Origin of the sequence: Sphingopyxis sp., from assembly GCF_016704835.1 — a bacterium.
GTDB lineage: Bacteria > Pseudomonadota > Alphaproteobacteria > Sphingomonadales > Sphingomonadaceae > Sphingopyxis.
The window spans coordinates 94,650-110,006 of record NZ_JADIZJ010000001.1; the positions used below are offsets into that span (position 1 = coordinate 94,650).

The 15,357-nt window shown below is 62.9% G+C and carries 18 protein-coding genes, 1 tRNA gene and 1 pseudogene; 4 read left to right on the forward strand and 16 right to left on the reverse strand.

Annotation, left to right across the window (positions count from 1 at the left end):
- Positions 1-65 precede the first annotated feature (65 nt).
- Positions 66-353, forward strand: a complete 288-nt coding sequence (locus tag IPF76_RS00485; protein WP_293838194.1) for a hypothetical protein — start codon at positions 66-68, stop codon at positions 351-353.
- A gap of 108 nt (positions 354-461) precedes the next feature.
- On the opposite strand, the gene sdhA is transcribed toward IPF76_RS00485, so the two are convergent.
- The 15 genes and pseudogenes from sdhA to IPF76_RS00560 form a co-directional block, all read right to left on the reverse strand.
- On the reverse strand, positions 462-2,264 hold the full coding sequence (gene sdhA / locus IPF76_RS00490) for a succinate dehydrogenase flavoprotein subunit (protein WP_293838197.1): 1,803 nt from the start codon (positions 2,262-2,264) through the stop codon (positions 462-464).
- A 1-nt stretch (position 2,265) separates the two neighbouring features.
- Complete coding sequence (gene sdhD, locus IPF76_RS00495; protein ID WP_293838199.1) at positions 2,266-2,667, reverse strand: succinate dehydrogenase, hydrophobic membrane anchor protein; 402 nt, start codon at positions 2,665-2,667, stop codon at positions 2,266-2,268.
- Positions 2,667-3,110: a succinate dehydrogenase, cytochrome b556 subunit gene (sdhC, locus tag IPF76_RS00500; protein WP_293838202.1), complete on the reverse strand. Its 444-nt coding sequence runs from the start codon at positions 3,108-3,110 to the stop codon at positions 2,667-2,669. Before sdhC ends, sdhD begins: the two co-directional genes overlap by 1 nt.
- A 259-nt stretch (positions 3,111-3,369) precedes the next feature.
- Positions 3,370-3,621: pseudogene (locus IPF76_RS00505) on the reverse strand (transposase); the annotation flags it as partial.
- Positions 3,622-3,756: 135 nt separating this feature from the next.
- Positions 3,757-4,623, reverse strand: coding sequence for a sigma-70 family RNA polymerase sigma factor (locus IPF76_RS00510; RefSeq protein WP_293838205.1), 867 nt, complete (start codon positions 4,621-4,623; stop codon positions 3,757-3,759).
- The gene (locus tag IPF76_RS00515; protein ID WP_293838208.1) at positions 4,623-5,078 is read right to left on the reverse strand and encodes a carboxymuconolactone decarboxylase family protein; all 456 of its coding nucleotides are present in this window, start codon (positions 5,076-5,078) and stop codon (positions 4,623-4,625) included. The genes IPF76_RS00510 and IPF76_RS00515 overlap by 1 nt, the downstream gene beginning before the upstream one ends.
- Before the next feature lie 130 nt (positions 5,079-5,208).
- Entirely contained in the window at positions 5,209-6,216 is a 1,008-nt protein-coding gene (locus IPF76_RS00520; RefSeq protein ID WP_293838211.1) for a PhoH family protein, read from the reverse strand.
- Between the two features lie 145 nt (positions 6,217-6,361).
- Positions 6,362-7,708 (reverse strand): tRNA (N6-isopentenyl adenosine(37)-C2)-methylthiotransferase MiaB, encoded by a 1,347-nt coding sequence (gene miaB / locus IPF76_RS00525; protein WP_293838214.1) that lies wholly within the window; start codon positions 7,706-7,708, stop codon positions 6,362-6,364.
- A gap of 7 nt (positions 7,709-7,715) precedes the next feature.
- Positions 7,716-8,504 carry a 1-acyl-sn-glycerol-3-phosphate acyltransferase gene (locus tag IPF76_RS00530; protein ID WP_293838216.1) on the reverse strand — a complete coding sequence of 263 codons (789 nt, stop codon included), beginning with the start codon at positions 8,502-8,504 and terminating at the stop codon, positions 7,716-7,718.
- On the reverse strand, positions 8,473-8,898 hold the full coding sequence (locus IPF76_RS00535) for a Fur family transcriptional regulator (RefSeq protein ID WP_058805138.1): 426 nt from the start codon (positions 8,896-8,898) through the stop codon (positions 8,473-8,475). Before IPF76_RS00535 ends, IPF76_RS00530 begins: the two co-directional genes overlap by 32 nt.
- 112 nt (positions 8,899-9,010) lie before the next feature.
- On the reverse strand, positions 9,011-9,445 hold the full coding sequence (locus IPF76_RS00540) for a MucR family transcriptional regulator (RefSeq protein WP_293838218.1): 435 nt from the start codon (positions 9,443-9,445) through the stop codon (positions 9,011-9,013).
- 107 nt (positions 9,446-9,552) lie between these two features.
- On the reverse strand, positions 9,553-10,035 hold the full coding sequence (locus tag IPF76_RS00545) for a GNAT family N-acetyltransferase (RefSeq protein ID WP_293838221.1): 483 nt from the start codon (positions 10,033-10,035) through the stop codon (positions 9,553-9,555).
- Entirely contained in the window at positions 10,032-10,649 is a 618-nt protein-coding gene (gene tsaB, locus IPF76_RS00550) for a tRNA (adenosine(37)-N6)-threonylcarbamoyltransferase complex dimerization subunit type 1 TsaB (protein WP_293838223.1), read from the reverse strand. The genes IPF76_RS00545 and tsaB overlap by 4 nt, the downstream gene beginning before the upstream one ends.
- A gap of 19 nt (positions 10,650-10,668) precedes the next feature.
- Entirely contained in the window at positions 10,669-11,262 is a 594-nt protein-coding gene (locus tag IPF76_RS00555; protein WP_293838226.1) for a malonic semialdehyde reductase, read from the reverse strand.
- 25 nt (positions 11,263-11,287) lie between these two features.
- Complete coding sequence (locus IPF76_RS00560; protein ID WP_293841825.1) at positions 11,288-11,863, reverse strand: NifU family protein; 576 nt, start codon at positions 11,861-11,863, stop codon at positions 11,288-11,290.
- Between the two features lie 61 nt (positions 11,864-11,924).
- On the opposite strand from IPF76_RS00560, the gene IPF76_RS00565 reads away from it, so the two are divergent.
- On the forward strand, positions 11,925-12,797 hold the full coding sequence (locus IPF76_RS00565) for a hypothetical protein (RefSeq protein ID WP_293838229.1): 873 nt from the start codon (positions 11,925-11,927) through the stop codon (positions 12,795-12,797).
- A gap of 17 nt (positions 12,798-12,814) precedes the next feature.
- Positions 12,815-12,890: transfer RNA gene (locus IPF76_RS00570), tRNA-Thr, on the forward strand.
- A 582-nt stretch (positions 12,891-13,472) separates the two neighbouring features.
- Here the strand turns inward: IPF76_RS00570 and IPF76_RS00575 are convergent.
- A complete protein-coding gene (locus IPF76_RS00575) occupies positions 13,473-14,504 on the reverse strand; it encodes an IS110 family transposase (RefSeq protein WP_293838232.1) in 1,032 nt (343 codons plus the stop codon).
- Between the two features lie 240 nt (positions 14,505-14,744).
- Between IPF76_RS00575 and IPF76_RS00580 the strand changes: the two genes are divergently transcribed.
- On the forward strand, positions 14,745-15,356 hold the full coding sequence (locus IPF76_RS00580; protein ID WP_293838235.1) for a beta/gamma crystallin-related protein: 612 nt from the start codon (positions 14,745-14,747) through the stop codon (positions 15,354-15,356).
- Position 15,357 lies beyond the last annotated feature (1 nt).

A 15,357-nucleotide genomic window follows, 5' to 3' on the forward strand; every position in this document is an offset into this window, starting at 1 on the left:
TTAACGCTTTCGCAGTAGCTAGATCCTATATCCCATCGCAGGACTTTCTGGGTCAGGGTGCAACAATGGCGACTCGCCGCGTAAAGGCTGACGAAAGTAACGCGAGTATCGCGAATATTTCGCGTACCCGCCGCGCGCAGCTCGTCGCGGAGTTCGAGGGCGAGCTCGGTATCGACTATAAAGCCCGCGCCGCCGCCGCCGAGGCCGAACGCCGCTGGATCGCGCGCAAGACCTTCATCGTGTGGATGATCGCGCTGATCTTCTTTGCCATCGCTTGCCAGAAGCTGTGGATCATGGGCCAGGACGTCGATCAGCCCTTTTCGGACATCAACCCGATCGAAGAGTGGTTCTAGACCGGTTCATCGGCTTGGGTCCAAGTTCAGCCGCGCGGGACCAAAATCGTCACTGCAACCATCCCGGTGGGCGTTTCTCGCTGAGCGGAAGCGCCACATCTTTGCCAATTAATAGACCCGCGCCTTTGGCTTGATATACGCGACATCATCCGACAGCGTATATTCGTGAACCGGGCGGTAATCGAGACGGACGCCGCCACCCTTGCCGCCCCAGCCGTCGAACCACGCGACAGTGTGCTTCATCCAGTTCGCATCGTCGCGGTTTGGAAAATCCTCATGCGCGTGGGCGCCGCGGCTTTCCTTGCGGTTGTATGCCGAATGCATCGTCACCGTCGCCTGACTGATCAGATTGTCGAGCTCGAGCGTTTCGACGAGATCGGTGTTCCAGATCAGGCTGCGGTCGGTGACGCCGACGTCATTCATCCGCTGGTATGTCTTGGTCAGCTTTTCCTTGCCTTCCGCCATCAGTTCGTCGGTGCGGAACACCGCGGCGTGCGCCGACATGGCGCGCTGCATTTCGGTGCGGATTTCGGCAGTCGGCGACCCGCCCTTGGCATGACGGAAATGATCGAGGCGGCCGAGCGCCAGATCGGCGCTGTCGGCTGGCAGCGGCTGCTGCGCTGCGCCGGGCTTGATGATGTCGCGCAGGCGATGCCCGGTCGCGCGGCCAAAGACGACGAGGTCGATCAGGCTGTTTGATCCGAGGCGGTTTGCGCCATGGACCGACACGCATGCCGCTTCGCCGACCGCGAACAGGCCGGGCACGACGGTGTCGGGACCCTCCTTGCCAAGCGTGACGACTTCGCCATGATAATTACACGGAATACCGCCCATATTATAATGGACCGTTGGCACGACCGGCAGCGGCTGGCGGGTCAGGTCGACGCCTGCGAAAACCTTGCCGCTTTCGGTGATACCGGGCAGCCGCTCGGCGAGCACCGCGGGATCGATATGGTCGAGGTGCAGGAAGATATGGTCCTTGTGCGGGCCGACGCCGCGGCCTTCGCGGATTTCGAGCGCCATCGATCGCGACACGACGTCACGCGACGCCAGATCCTTCGCCGAAGGAGCATAGCGTTCCATGAACCGCTCGCCTTCCGAGTTGGTCAGATAGCCGCCCTCGCCGCGTGCACCTTCGGTGATCAGCACGCCCGCGCCGTATATGCCGGTCGGGTGGAACTGGACGAACTCCATGTCCTGCAACGGCAGCCCGGCGCGCAGCACCATGCCGCCGCCATCGCCGGTGCAGGTGTGTGCCGAGGTCGCGGTAAAATAGCTGCGGCCATAGCCACCGGTCGCAAGCACGACGGCCTGGCTGCGGAAGCGGTGGATACTTCCGTCGTCCATGCACAGCGCGATCACGCCGCGGCACTCGCCATTTTCCATGATCAGGTCGAGCGCAAAATATTCGACGAAGAAGTCGGCGTCATATTTCAGCGACTGTTGATATAGCGCGTGGAGCATCGCGTGGCCGGTGCGGTCGGCGGCGGCGGCGGTACGCTGGACCGGCGGGCCTTCGCCCATATTCTGCATATGGCCGCCGAAGGGGCGCTGATAGATGGTGCCGTCGGCGTTGCGCGAAAACGGCACGCCAGCGTGTTCAAGCTCATACACCGCCTGCGGCGCTTCGCGGACCATATATTCGATCGCGTCCTGGTCGCCGAGCCAGTCGGAACCCTTGACCGTGTCGTACATGTGCCATTGCCAATGGTCGGGCGAATTGTTGCCGAGGCTGGCGGCGATGCCGCCTTGCGCCGCAACGGTGTGGCTGCGCGTCGGGAATACTTTGGTGATGCAGGCGGTTTTGAGGCCCGCTTCGGCGCTGCCCATTGTCGCGCGCAGACCCGATCCGCCAGCGCCGACGACGACGGTGTCATAGATATGGTCGATGATCTTGTAAGCGTCGGTCATGTCACATGCCCCCCGGGCCGGCCACGACGGGTGCCAGCGCGATCCGGGCGATCGTGAAAATCCCGTAGGCGGCGCCGCCGATGGCGTAGAAATTGAGCAGGACGAGCGCGAGCAGGCGCATCGGCCCGTGCACATAATCCTCGATCAGCACCTGCAAACCGAGCCGAAGATGCCAAAACACACTGACGACCATCAGGATGAGGGCCAGCGCGACCATCGGGTTCGTCGCCCAACGCAGCACCGCGCCATGATCACCGAGTGGCAACCGGATCAGCGACACGAACAGGAAACCGACGAGCAGAATATTGCCGAGCGCAGTCAGCCGCTGCTGCAGCCAGTGCTGCGAACCATGCCCCGACGAGCCAAGCCCGCGAACCTTACCGAGATGCGATCCGTCGCCCATCAGAGTGCTCCCGCCATGATATATAGCCATGTCGCGGCAGTCGCGAACACCCCCGCGGCGATCACGACGGTTGACCACAGCTTGTTGGTCTTGAGCTCATAGCCCGCTCCGGTATCGAGCACGAGGTGACGCAGGCCCGAAAACAGATGCTGGAAAAACGCCCAGGTCAGCCCGATCAGCACGACTTTGCCTAGGATATTGGTGATCTGATGAAACAGGGTGATTTCGGGGCTGGGGTCGTGCCAGATGCACGCAACAAACGCCGCATAAGCCTCCGGCCCCGTGGCGATAGCACCAAGCCACCAAAGGAAAAGGCACGCGCCGACAATCGCCAGCCCGTCGCCACTGGCGCGGTGAAGGATCGAGACCGCCATTGCCGGTCCCCATTTATATACCTGCAAATGCGGCGCGCGCGGGCGCGCATTCGGTTCGTTGCCAGCCATATCAGCCCCGTTTCTGACTCTATCCGGTCGATGGGCGCCGGTTTAGCGCCATGGCTGCGATATGCAATTGCTTAGCGGGCGTAGACGGGAAGAAATCGGCAGCGGTCCCGGTCAGCATCCGCTTGTCTCCGGATAGCGTGCGATCCGCGTGAACACACGTTGGAACCGCCCTGTTCCGGCGGCCAATCGCACCGGCGCATATCGGAGCGTCGCCGCGGCTGGGAGGCACGGTGGGACGGCGAGACAAGCAGCTTGATATGTAGGCGAGAGCCGAGAGGCTCATCTCTGTCCTGGCCTCATCGAGGCTTTTTGTGAGGATATGGGCGCTACGCGTCCATGACTTCAGCGTTCCGAACACATGTTCGACGGTTCGTCGCCGGACAAGCATCGCGTCGGGCATTTGATCAAGCCTGACCTGCATGGCGTTGAGGACGTCCTCATGCTCCCAGCGCTTCAGTCGCTTAGTCTTTTCAGGCGTGCAACGCGGCCTGAGGGTGCAGGGATGGCAAGCGACCAGATTGCGATGAAATCCTGCCATCGGTCTGCAACTTCGACGAAACGGCCCATCTCGATGCGTCCCGCAAAATTGGGGAAATATTAGCATATCCTCGCGTTTTTACACCGCCTCGCTCGCCTGCCGAAGTCCTTAATGCACATGCGCCAGCTTGTCGGGGTTGCGCATCACATAGATACCGACGACTTTGCCGTCCTCAATCTCCAGCGCGGTGGTTTGAAGCTCGCCATCGGACTCGCGGGTGACGAAGCCCGGCAAGCCGTTGATCGTCCCAGCGTGGACCAGCGTCGAGCCATATTTCCCGAACAGCACCGCGAGGCTGCGGTGCAGTTTCATCACGATTTCAAAGCCGAGCACCGGCTCCATCGCCGCCGGTCGCTTGCCGCCGCCGTCGGACCACATGCCGACGTCCGCCGCGAGCAAGGCGCCGAGCGCCGCCATGTCGCCGCTGCGCGAGGCGGCATAGAAGGCGTTCGCGATCCGAAGCCCCTGCTTTTTCTCAAGCTTGAAGCGCGGGCGCGCGTCGCGGACGTGGGTGCGGGCGCGCGCGGCGAGTTGGCGCGTTGCGGCGGGATCGCGGTCGATCGTCGTTGCAACCTCGTCAAACTCGACGCCGAAAACATCGTGGAGCAGGAAGGCGGCGCGTTCGAGCGGCGACAGCCGTTCGAGCGCGATCATCAGCGGCAGGGTGACATCGTCCTCTTCATCCTCTTCAACCAGCGGGTCGGGGAGCCAGGGACCGACATAGGTCTCGCGCTGGTGGCGTGCCGATTTGATCTGGTCAAGGCAAAGCCGGGTTACCGTCCGGCGCAGGAACGCCGCCGGTTCGCGCACCGCACCCCGGTCGGTGCCGAGCCAGCGGATGAAGGCATCCTGCACCACATCCTCGGCGTCGGCGACCGAGCCGAGCATGCGGTAAGCGACGCGCATGAGCAGCGGACGCAGCGGGTCGAAACTGTCCGCCGCGTCCGCCCCGTCATGGCAACCCGGTCGGGTCATCAGGCCGCCTTGGCCGCTGGCTGTTCAAGCCACAGGTCGAACCCGACCGCGATGCGGTTCCAGCCATTGATGATGTTGATCATCAGTGTCAGCTTGACCTGTTCCTCCGCAGTGAAATGCGCTTCGAGCCCGGCTTTCGCAGCGTGTTGCGTGTGGCCTTCGGACAAACGGGTTAAGGCGTCAGTCCACGCCAGCGCGGCGCGTTCGCGAGGTGTATATACGGGGGCTTCGCGCCACGCCGCGAGCAGATAGATGCGCTGCTCGGTCTCGCCCTTGGCGCGCGCTTCGGCGGTGTGCATGTTGATGCAATTGGCACAGGTGTTGAGGATCGAGGCGCGGATCTTCACCAGCTCGATCAGGCTCGCCTCAAGGCTGTCCTGCACCGTAAGGCTGACGCCCATCCACTGTTTCATCAGCTGCGGTGCGGCGGCGAAAGGGTCGTTTACGGTGGTCATGTCATGTCTCCATGCTGGGGTTGCATGGACATGACGAAACAGGATTGGCGGGTGTGACATCGCGCGCGAATAAATTGCGCGGACGTCATTGCGAGCGAAGCGAAGGAATAACGAGAATCTCAGAAAAAGTTCATGCTCCCGGCCCCTCATAGGCATCGACGATGCGCCCGACGATCGGGTGGCGGACGACGTCGGCGCTGGTGAAGTAGCTGACGTTGATGCCTTCTACGCCTTCCAGCCGGTTAACGGCATCGGCGAGACCCGATGACGCTGGGATCGGCAGATCGACCTGTTTGGGGTCGCCGCACACGACCATACGGCTATTCACGCCAAACCGGGTCAGGAACATCTTCATCTGCGGGATCGTTGTGTTCTGCGCTTCGTCCAGGATGACGAAGGCGTCGGCCAGCGTCCGCCCGCGCATGAACGCCAGCGGCGCGATCTCGATTTCGCCGCTCGCGATGCGCCGCTCGACCTGTTCTGCGGGCAGGCAGTCGTGGAGCGCGTCGTAGAGTGGACGCAGGTACGGATCGACCTTTTCCTTCATGTCGCCGGGCAGGAAGCCCAATTTCTCGCCCGCCTCGACGGCGGGGCGCGACAGGATCAGGCGCTGGACACTGCCGGTGATCAGCTGCGCGACCGCTTGCGCGACCGCAAGGTAGGTCTTGCCCGTCCCCGCCGGACCGAGCGCGAAAATCACGTCGTCGCGCGCCAGCGCTTTCATATAGGGAACCTGCGACGGCGCCCGCGGTACGATGGTCTTTTTGCGCGTGCGGATCATCACCGTCGGCGCTTCGTCCTTGTCGTGACGGATGATGCCAGCGAGCGTTGGCTGCGCGGACATCGCGATTACGCCGTCGACCATTCCGGCGTCGACCTCCTGCCCCTGTTCGATGCGGTTGTAGAGATCGACAAGCACGTCACGCGCCCGCGCCGCAGCTTCAGCCTCGCCCTCGATCTGCACCCGGTTGCCGCGCGCCGAAATATAGACGCCCAGACGGTTCTCAATACCGACCAGGTTGCGGTCGAACTCGCCAAACAAAATGCCCAGTAGCTGCGTTCGCTCAAATTCCGCGGTCAGTCGGACGCGGTCGCCGGGTTCGGCGGGGGTCGAGGCGGTCAGCGGGCGTTTGGACATATGGGCAATTCACCTAAGCTAAGAACGATCCTGTGTACTCCCGCGAAGGCGGGAGTCCATCACCGATAGTTTCGGAATTCGACAGAAGGAGACGGAGCGTGTCTTCGGGGAGACAGCTTCCGCCAGCCGCACTAGGGCCCTGACTCTAGGCGACATCTTCCATCAATGCTTCGGCGCCAACGCTGTTTGCACCGGCCGACACGATTTGCACGTCGATCATGTCACCGATCGCGAGGCCCGGGGCGATCACATGCGCCGACTGGAGCCACGGCGTTTTGCCGATCAACTGCCCGTCGAGCTTGCCCTTGCGTTCGAGCAGCAGCCGCGTCGTGCTGCCAACCGATGCCGCATTAAACGCCTGCTGCTGTTCATTGAGCAGCGCCTGCAAGCGCTGGAGGCGATCATTCATCACCTCCTCTGAAATCTGGTCATCCATTGTCGCCGCGGGGGTGCCGGGGCGGCGCGAATATTTGAAGCTGTACGCCATTGCGTAGCGCGTCTCGTGGATCAGATCGAGCGTCGCCTGAAAATCCGTCTCGGTCTCGCCGGGGAAGCCGACGATGAAGTCGCCCGAGATCGCGATGTCGGGGCGCACCGCGCGGACGCGCTCGATGACGCGCAAATAGCGGTCGATACTGTGGCTGCGGTTCATCGCGGCGAGGATGCGGTCGCTGCCTGCCTGCACCGGCAGGTGGAGGAAGGGCATCAGCTTGTCGATCTCGCCATGCGCGGCAATCAGTCCGTCGGTCATGTCGTTGGGGTGGCTGGTGGTGTAGCGGATGCGTTCGAGCCCGTCTTCGCGCGCCAAATCGCGGACCAGGCCGTCGAGGCCGATAACTCTGCCTTTGTCATCCTCGCCGTCCCAGGCGTTGACGTTTTGGCCGAGCAAGGTGATCTCGCGTGCGCCGCCCGCGACCAAGGCACGCGCCTCGGCGATCAGATCGGCAAACGGTCGGCTGATCTCGGCGCCGCGGGTGTAGGGGACGACGCAATAGGTGCAGAATTTGTCGCAGCCTTCCTGCACGGTCAGGAACGCGGTGGGACGTTGCCCCGCGCCGCGCGCCGGTAGCGCGCCAAATTTGCTCATTGCGGGCATGTCGAGATCGACCGCCTTTTCGCCGCGCGCGGCGCGGGCGAGCAGGTCGGGCAGGCGGTGATAGGCTTGCGGGCCAACGACGACATCGACGCTGGGGGCGCGGCGGGCGATTTCGGCGCCCTCGGCCTGCGCAACGCAGCCCGCGACGGCGATCGTTGGGCGGCTGCCATCGGCGCGTTTCAATCGGCCGATGTCCGAATAGACCTTCTCGGCCGCCTTTTCGCGGATGTGACAGGTGTTCAGCACGACCAGGTCGGCGTCGGCACCGTCGTCGGCGGCGACATAGCCTTCGGCACCCAGCATCTCGGCCATGCGCTCGCCGTCGTAGACGTTCATCTGGCAACCGAAGGATTTGACGTGGAAGGTCTTGGCGGTCTTAGGAGAGTCGGATGTCATCGGCGCGCTATAGGCGATGCCGCGGCGCGGCGGAAGCCGCCGCGAGCGCATCGGCGATGGCAGCGCGCGCCGCCTCATTGATCGCCTTGCGGTCGTGCTCGGCCTCATCGGGCAGCGGGTCGAGATAATGGATGGTCAGCGGGATCGGCCGCTTGCGCGCCAGCAGCCGCTTGAAATTGTCGAGCCCCGATTCGGGATCGAGCCAGGCAATATCGTTTGCCTGCGAACCATAATCGAGAAGCACCGGCTGGACTTGCAATTTGGGCGGGGTCGGGATGATCGCCTGGAACAGCGAGGCGCGAAACGGCAGCAAGCCGTCGCCCGTGCCCGTGGTACCTTCCGGGAACAGCGTCACCGGACGTCCGCGCGCGAGGGCGTCGCGTAGGCTGTTCGCCTGGCTGTGGATGTCGCGCTTCGCTTCGCGCTGGACATAGATGGTGCTGTTTTGATCGGCAAGCCAGCCGACGAACGGCGTCGTTTTCACTTCCGCCTTCGACACAAAGGCCGAACGCGCAGCACCGCCGAGGGCGAGGATATCGAGCCAGCTGACGTGGTTCGCCACGAACAGCACGTCGCGACGCAGCCGGGTGCCGGTGGTGCGAATGCGCAGTCCGGCGATCCAACCCGCGGCGTTGAGGAATGCCATGACCATCGGCGAAGGCCGTCCGGCGGCGCGGTAAAGCAGGTGCGGAACGATCAGGAACAGCAGCGCCAGCACCATCAGCGTCAGTCGGGCGACCGTCCGCCAGGTGATCGCGGCGCGATCAGTCGCGCTTGCGATCGAGCGCGACACCATAAAGCTCCATGCGATGGTCGACGAGGCGGAAGCCCAGCCGTTCGGCGATGACCTTTTGCAACGCTTCGAGTTCGGGATCGACGAATTCGATCACTTTGCCCGTTTCGACGTCGATCAGATGATCATGATGCGCCTCGGGCGCGGCTTCGTAGCGCGAGCGGCCATCGCCAAAATCATGGCGATCAAGAATGCCCGCCTCTTCGAACAGGCGCACAGTGCGATAGACGGTGGCGATCGAAATGCCGCTGTCGATCTTTGACGCGCGCTCATACAATGTCTCGACGTCAGGATGATCCTCGGAATCCGAAATCACCCGCGCGATGATGCGGCGCTGCTCGGTGATGCGCAGCCCCTTTTCGTGGCACAGGGCTTCAAGATCGATTGTACCGGACATGCTGGCCTTTCCTGCAAGATGCAGCCGTGTCTTTCGTAGCGTAACTGTATAGGGTCACGCCGGCGATAGGACAAGGGCGGCACCCTGCGGCACCGTCCTGTCCGACCCGGGTTTAGGCCTTGACCTTGCGCTTGCGCCCGCCGCCACGGCCCTTGGTGCCAAGGCCGATTTCTTTCGCCAGCGCACGGCGCCGTTCGGCATAGTTGGGCGCGACCATCGGATAGTCGGCAGGCAGGCCCCATTTGGTGCGATAATCGTCAGGGGTCATACCATAATGCGTCATCAGGTGGCGGCGCAGCATCTTCAGTTTCTTGCCATCCTCAAGGCAAGTGATGAAGTCGGGCTTGACCGAACTGCGAATTGACACCGCAGGCACCAGCTTTTCCTCGATGACCGGCGCGGAGCCGAGCCCCGTCAAAGCGGCGTGAACATTGTTGATGAGCAAAGAAAGATCGGAAATCGCGACGCTGTTATTGCTGACGTGCGCGGCGACAATGTCCGCGGTCAGTGTAACGAGCATCTCATTGGTATCGGCTTGGTCGGACATGAGACTATTCCTTATTGTTTTGACCCAGAAGCTGGACGGCGAACATTGGAATTCTTGTTACACCACTTACAATGTTGCCACTTTGCGCGCGGTCGCGCAACAACCGATCAGTTATCCCTGGCCAAAAACGGCGTTCGCCGCATGGTAATCGCGTCGCGCATCTTGCCGTCATTGCCGCGATAATAGGCAGCGCGCCGACCAACTTCCGAAAATCCGGCGCGCGAATATAGATGAACCGCGTCATTGTCAGCGCGCATTTCGAGAAAATACTCATTGGCGCCTTGAGCGGCGGCCCAAGTCTGCCAGTCCTGCATCAACAGCCTGCCGATCGCGCGGCCGCGCCAGGCCGGATCGACGGCGAGCAGCAAGAGTTCGCTTTCGGGTCCGGCGATACGTGCCGCCGAAAAGCCGCACGGTTGTTCGCCGTCCCACGCGATGCAGACGCGCGCCGAGGGCAAGGCAAACAGGGTGAGCAGCTGCGCGCCGCTCCACGCCTCACCATAGGCCGGTTCAAAGGCCGCATCCATGACGCGCATGACCGCCGCCAGATCAGCAACGCGCGCGGTGGCGAGGCGAATGTCGCCCGTCATGCAGCAGCCATTGGCTTGGCGTCGGGCGCGCGGCCATAGATTGGGCTGGGCTGGTCGAGCAGCGCTCCGGGCGGCAGGCGAAGAAAGGCCCGCGCGTCGGGCAGCTTCGCCAGTGCAAGACCGATACCGCGGCGCGCGACGAATTGTTCGGCGCGGTTGCCGACGACGAGTTCGTCGGTCAGTGCGACGGCTTCATCGGGCTGTAGCGAGCGGAGATCCGCGCGCGGCGAAAGGTTGGCGGCAAAAGGCTGAACAAACCACTGGCCATGCCCGCCCTCCATCACGACGAGCGCGCCGCCCGCAGCGGCAATCGCGTCGGCGGCACCGGCCGCGACCAGTGCGAGCGTTGAAAACCCATGCACCGGCACCTGCCAGCCCAATGCCAGGGCGCGTGCCGCGGCAACGCCGATGCGCACCCCGGCAAAACTGCCCGGGCCGCAGCCGACGACGATCGCCTTGGCTTTGCCGCCGTCGATGAGTTCCGCGATCAAGGGGACCAGTCGTTCGGCATGGCCTCGGCCGATTACCTCGTGACGATAGTCGACGACGTTCGCGCCCTCCAGAAGCGCCACCGAGCAGGCCTCGCTTGCCGAATCGATCACGAGCTGGCGCATGAAGTTTAGAGGTTCCGGTTCAGGCGATACGGTTGAAACGCTCGAAGTCCGGGCGCGGACTGCGCGCGAATATCGTCGCCGGATCGCCATAGCCGAGGGTCGAGATGAAATTGCTCTTCACGCTTGGCTGGTCAGCAAAAAAGGCCGCATCGACGGCATCATTGTTGAACCCCGACATCGGCCCGGTATCGAGGCCGAGCGCGCGCGCCGCGAGGATGAAATAGGCGCCCTGCAAGCTGGAGTTGCGAAACGCCGTTGTCTTCGCCAACTCGTCATTGCCGACAAACCAGCTACGTGCATCGGCATGCGGGAAGAGTTCGGGCAAATTCTCGTAGAATTCCATATCCATGCCGATAATCGCAGTGACCGGCGCTTTCAGGATTTTCTCCGCATTGGCGGGCATCGCAAGCGCGGCGAGCTTTTGCTTGGCGGCGTCCGAGGTGCACCAGATGATCCGCGCCGGCAGGCAGTTTGCGCTCGTCGGGCCAAATTTCACCAGATCCCAGATCGCGTGCAGCAGAGTCTCAGAAACGGGCTTGACATGATAGCCGTTGTACGTGCGCGCGGTACGAAACAGCTGGTCGAGAGCGCTGTCGGATAGCGGCTCGCTCATGGGCATACTCCTCGGTGAAAATCGGTCAGACGGCGTGAACCGCCGTTACCTCGGGAACATAATGTTTCAAGAGCGATTCGATGCCGTTCTTGAGCGTCGCCGATGAGGAAGGGCAACCCGCGCAGGCGCCCTGCATCTTGAGATACACATTACCCTTGTCGAAACCGCGATAGACAATGTCGCCGCCGTCGTTGGCGACCGCAGGGCGGACGCGCGTTTCGATCAGCTCCTTGATCTGCTCGATGATGTCGGCATCAGCCGGGTCGTCGGCAAAGCCAGCCTCATCCTCTGCCGGCACCGCAAAGCCCGCGCTGGCGGCGTTGAACAGCGGCACCCCGGCGAGAAAATGGTCCATCAGGATGCCGAGCACGTCGGGCTTGAGATCGCTCCAGCCGACGCCAGGCGCAGCGGTAACGGACACGAAATCGCGGCCAAAGAACACGCCCGTCACATCGCCGAGCGAAAAGAGCGCGCTGGCCAGCGGCGAAGCCTCGGCCTCTTCGGGGCTGGCAAAGTCGCGGGTCCCTGCCTCCATCACCGCCTTGCCGGGCAGGAATTTGAGCGTCGCAGGATTCGGCGTCGATTCGGTTTCGATCAGCATGGGGTGCATGTGGGACGCCATCGCCCTTTGTGCAAGCCGATTGGGGCGCTAGACGCCGAGGATGCGCCGCTTCACTCACTTTGCTGCTCTCGACTGGTCGGGCGCGCGCGGACCGCGGCAGCGCGGAATCGCGCTCGCGGTGGCGAGAGGCACCGGCGCGCCCCAACTGGTGCGTCCCGGCCATGTCTGGTCGCGCGCCGAAATCCTGACATGGTTACAGGATGTTGCGGCAGCGGGCGCCGACATGCTGATCGGTTTCGATTTTTCCGCCGCCTTTGCCTTTGCCGATTGCGGTGCCTATTTTCCCGGATGGGCCGATAGCCCCTCCGATCTGCCCGCGCTGTGGGCGCAGGTCGAACGGCTCACCGCAGAGGACCCGAATTTCGAGATCGGCGGATTTCTGGCGCATCCCGAGACGCGGCGGCATTTTCGGCATGCACAGGGCGATGTCGGCGACTTGTTCGCGCCCGGCACCGGGCGGCTGCGGGTCGTAGAACAGCATCAGCGCACGACCAAGCAGGCCGCGAGCGTGAGCAATTTTAACCTGATCGGCGCGGCGCAGGTCGGCAAAGCGAGCCTGGCGGGGATGCGATTGCTTCATCGGCTCCACCCTCACCTGCCGCTGTGGCCGCTCGATCCCGTACCGACGACAGGTCCGCTGCTTGTCGAAATCTACACCGGCGTCGCAGCGCGCGCCACCGGCATGGCCGCCGGGCGCAGCAAGATTCGCGACGGCGCCGCGCTCGACACTGCGCTGGCGGTGTTGGGCTCACCGCCGATCGGGATGACCGGTCCAACCAGTGACCACGCGAGCGACGCGCTGATGGCCGCCGCGTGGCTCCGCGCGGTCGCGAACAATCCTGCGTCATGGTCGCCACTGCCACTGACCGACACCCTCGCGTGCACCGAAGGCTGGACCTTTGGCATAATATGAAGCAAGGGGCTTCCCGCGCCGGCTTAGCGCAGTTGGTAGAGCAACCGCCTTGTAAGCGGTAGGTCGTCAGTTCGAGTCTGACAGCCGGCACCACGCAATCCTAGCAAGAATGCGGATTCCGCTCCGCCCCGTCAATGGAGCAAACTAACCGCCTCTTTTCGGTAGCTTGCGAGGCATACCCGTCACAAGATGTCGGTCAGAGACGCAGCAGAAGCACCCGGACGCGCCATTCTCGGCCCGAAGTCTCTACCCCCGGTTTCGTGGCTCCCCGATGCACATCGATGCTTTTGAACTTAGACCGCCCGCAGCGGCGTTGGATTAAGCGAACCCGAGCACAATCCGCTGCGCACCCCATTCTATGGGGATGCCATTCATCCGTAGCAAGCGGCGGGCGTTGAGCTGCCTCGGCTGACGCCCATCTGTGGACGCCCCAAAAGACGCAAGCGGTTTTTTGGAGGTAATGCACGTAGTCGGATGCTGCCATCTGTCCGGCCTCTGATGCAGCATCGGAGGCTGCGGGCCCGTATGGGAGTTCGCGGACCGGAACCACATCACCCACAGCGTGCTCGCGGCACGGTGGTTAGCCCTGGTTCTTCCGGCCCCGTCTCGCCGACTGTTGTGCCATACTCTCCTTCGACCGACTACGCCTTCCGGCGACCTCTGGTCCGCCTTGGCTTACGCCGCGGCTGCGACCGGAGCTCTGTAATCCTCTTCTTTCACTAGCACGGCCCAGATGATCCGCGCTGTCTTGTTGGCAAGGGCAACCGTGACCAGCATACGCGGTTTCCTCGCCATCATCTGCTCTAGCCATGAGCCCTTAGGCGCGCCTCGCTTGCTGGCCTGCAGGACCACCGCACTGCAACCGATGATGAGCAATCGCCGCAGGGTGCGCTCGCCCATTTTGGATATCGAGCCCAGCTTCTGCTTGCCGCCCGTCGACATCTGCCTTGGCGCCAGCCCTAGCCACGCCGCAAAGTCCCGTCCCTTGGTGAAGGTTTCTGCCGGCGGTGCCAGAGCCGCCAATGCGGTGGCCGTAATCGGTCCAACCCCAGGGATCGTCATCAGCCGCCTGGCAACGGCATCCTCACGAGCCCGCCGCGTAATCTCCTTGTCGAGTTCGCCGATCTTCTCGTTCAGCTCCTCCAGCAGGTCGAGCATCGTGCGGAACATCGCCCTGGCTGCCTCGGGTAGCGACGAGCCCATCTCTTCCTCAAGCAGATCGCCGAGCATCGCAACGTGCGACGGGCCTTTGGGCGCTACCCAGCCATATTCAGTCAGATGGCCTCGGATGGCATTGATCAGCTGGGTACGTTGCCGCACCAGCAGGTCACGAGTCCGGAACACCAGGCCTGACGCCTGCTGCTCTTCACTCTTGATCGCCACGAACCGCATGCTCGGGCGCTGGGCGGCCTCGCAGATCGCCTCCGCATCCGCCGCATCATTCTTGTTCCGCTTCACGAACGGCTTCACATACGCCGGCGGGATCAGCTTTACCTCGTATCCCAGCCGTGTGAGCTCTCGGCCCCAATGGTGCGCTCCCCCACAGGCTTCCAGCGCGACCGTACAACGCTGGTGCCCAGCAAAGAACTCCAGGAGCTTTCCTCGACCGATCTTGCGGCTGAACAGCGCCCGCCCGCTCGAATCCGCGCCGTGCGCATGAAAAACATTCTTCGCGATATCCAGACCGATTATGCTAACTTCCGACACGGACGCCTCCTCTAGTGGTGTGACAACACCTCCACTATGGCACATCGATGCCGCCGGGGGGCGTCCACCCCATCACACCGGGAGGGATGACCCGGCCCGACGTGGCGGCCCCGGCGCCACCATCAGCAACAGCAACCAAACTACACACGCTAGCGGATTTGAAATTTGCAATGCATCTTCTATTCACGCAAACTCGACTGAAATCAGTCTGGGGTCGTGTTAATCAACAGGGAGGTTTTCATGAAAACCGCTTATCGTTTGTCGATTCTCGCCGCGGCAGCAGCGTCGATAGGGGCGGGTTTCCTCGCCACCTCTCATGCTCAGACTGCCGAAACAGAGCGGTATCGCCCCGATCGCCCGCCCGAAGCAACGATCTATCGTGACGCGGGCTACCGCGGCCCGGCGGTGTTCATCGGCGAGGAGAAACCAAATCTTGGCCTCGCCTGGCCGGTCAATTCGATCCGAGTTCCCAGCGGGCGCTGGGAGCTGTGCGAAAAGACGCGTTATCGAGGGAATTGTCGGACAATCGACCGTGATATGCCGATGCTAAACAATGTCCTGCGCGGTCTCACAATCCAGTCCATTCGGCCTGTCGGCGGTGGCGGTGGGCAACCGCCCGCGAACGACCAGGTGGCGCGCGGCAACTTCGCCGAATTCCATACTCAACCTTCGACGGGCAACTATCGCGTGCAAGCCTGCGCGCGGGGCTCGGCGACCGCCAATTGCGCAGCGCAGACTGCCGACACATGGTGCCGATCGATTGGCTGGAACGGGTCGGCGCGCGAGCACTTGGAAACAGTTAATGGACGGGTTTATCTTGCCGACGTGCTGTGCGTTCGCTCGAGCTATTGAG

Excerpts from the sequence above, each read along its gene's own strand:
- sdhD (WP_293838199.1), bottom strand. The coding sequence starts at position 2,667 with ATGGGCGACGGATCGCATCTCGGTAAGGTTCGCGGGCTTGGCTCGTCG.
- IPF76_RS00555 (WP_293838226.1), bottom strand. The coding sequence starts at position 11,262 with ATGAGCGAGCCGCTATCCGACAGCGCTCTCGACCAGCTGTTTCGTACC.
- tsaB (WP_293838223.1), bottom strand. The coding sequence starts at position 10,649 with ATGCGCCAGCTCGTGATCGATTCGGCAAGCGAGGCCTGCTCGGTGGCG.
- IPF76_RS00545 (WP_293838221.1), bottom strand. The coding sequence starts at position 10,035 with ATGACGGGCGACATTCGCCTCGCCACCGCGCGCGTTGCTGATCTGGCG.
- IPF76_RS00515 (WP_293838208.1), bottom strand. The coding sequence starts at position 5,078 with ATGACCACCGTAAACGACCCTTTCGCCGCCGCACCGCAGCTGATGAAA.
- IPF76_RS00540 (WP_293838218.1), bottom strand. The coding sequence starts at position 9,445 with ATGTCCGACCAAGCCGATACCAATGAGATGCTCGTTACACTGACCGCG.
- IPF76_RS00485 (WP_293838194.1), top strand. The coding sequence starts at position 66 with ATGGCGACTCGCCGCGTAAAGGCTGACGAAAGTAACGCGAGTATCGCG.
- IPF76_RS00510 (WP_293838205.1), bottom strand. The coding sequence starts at position 4,623 with ATGACCCGACCGGGTTGCCATGACGGGGCGGACGCGGCGGACAGTTTC.
- IPF76_RS00565 (WP_293838229.1), top strand. The coding sequence starts at position 11,925 with ATGCGCCGCTTCACTCACTTTGCTGCTCTCGACTGGTCGGGCGCGCGC.
- IPF76_RS00520 (WP_293838211.1), bottom strand. The coding sequence starts at position 6,216 with ATGTCCAAACGCCCGCTGACCGCCTCGACCCCCGCCGAACCCGGCGAC.
- IPF76_RS00530 (WP_293838216.1), bottom strand. The coding sequence starts at position 8,504 with ATGGTGTCGCGCTCGATCGCAAGCGCGACTGATCGCGCCGCGATCACC.
- sdhA (WP_293838197.1), bottom strand. The coding sequence starts at position 2,264 with ATGACCGACGCTTACAAGATCATCGACCATATCTATGACACCGTCGTC.
- IPF76_RS00560 (WP_293841825.1), bottom strand. The coding sequence starts at position 11,863 with ATGCTGATCGAAACCGAATCGACGCCGAATCCTGCGACGCTCAAATTC.
- miaB (WP_293838214.1), bottom strand. The coding sequence starts at position 7,708 with ATGACATCCGACTCTCCTAAGACCGCCAAGACCTTCCACGTCAAATCC.
- sdhC (WP_293838202.1), bottom strand. The coding sequence starts at position 3,110 with ATGGCTGGCAACGAACCGAATGCGCGCCCGCGCGCGCCGCATTTGCAG.
- IPF76_RS00580 (WP_293838235.1), top strand. The coding sequence starts at position 14,745 with ATGAAAACCGCTTATCGTTTGTCGATTCTCGCCGCGGCAGCAGCGTCG.
- IPF76_RS00535 (WP_058805138.1), bottom strand. The coding sequence starts at position 8,898 with ATGTCCGGTACAATCGATCTTGAAGCCCTGTGCCACGAAAAGGGGCTG.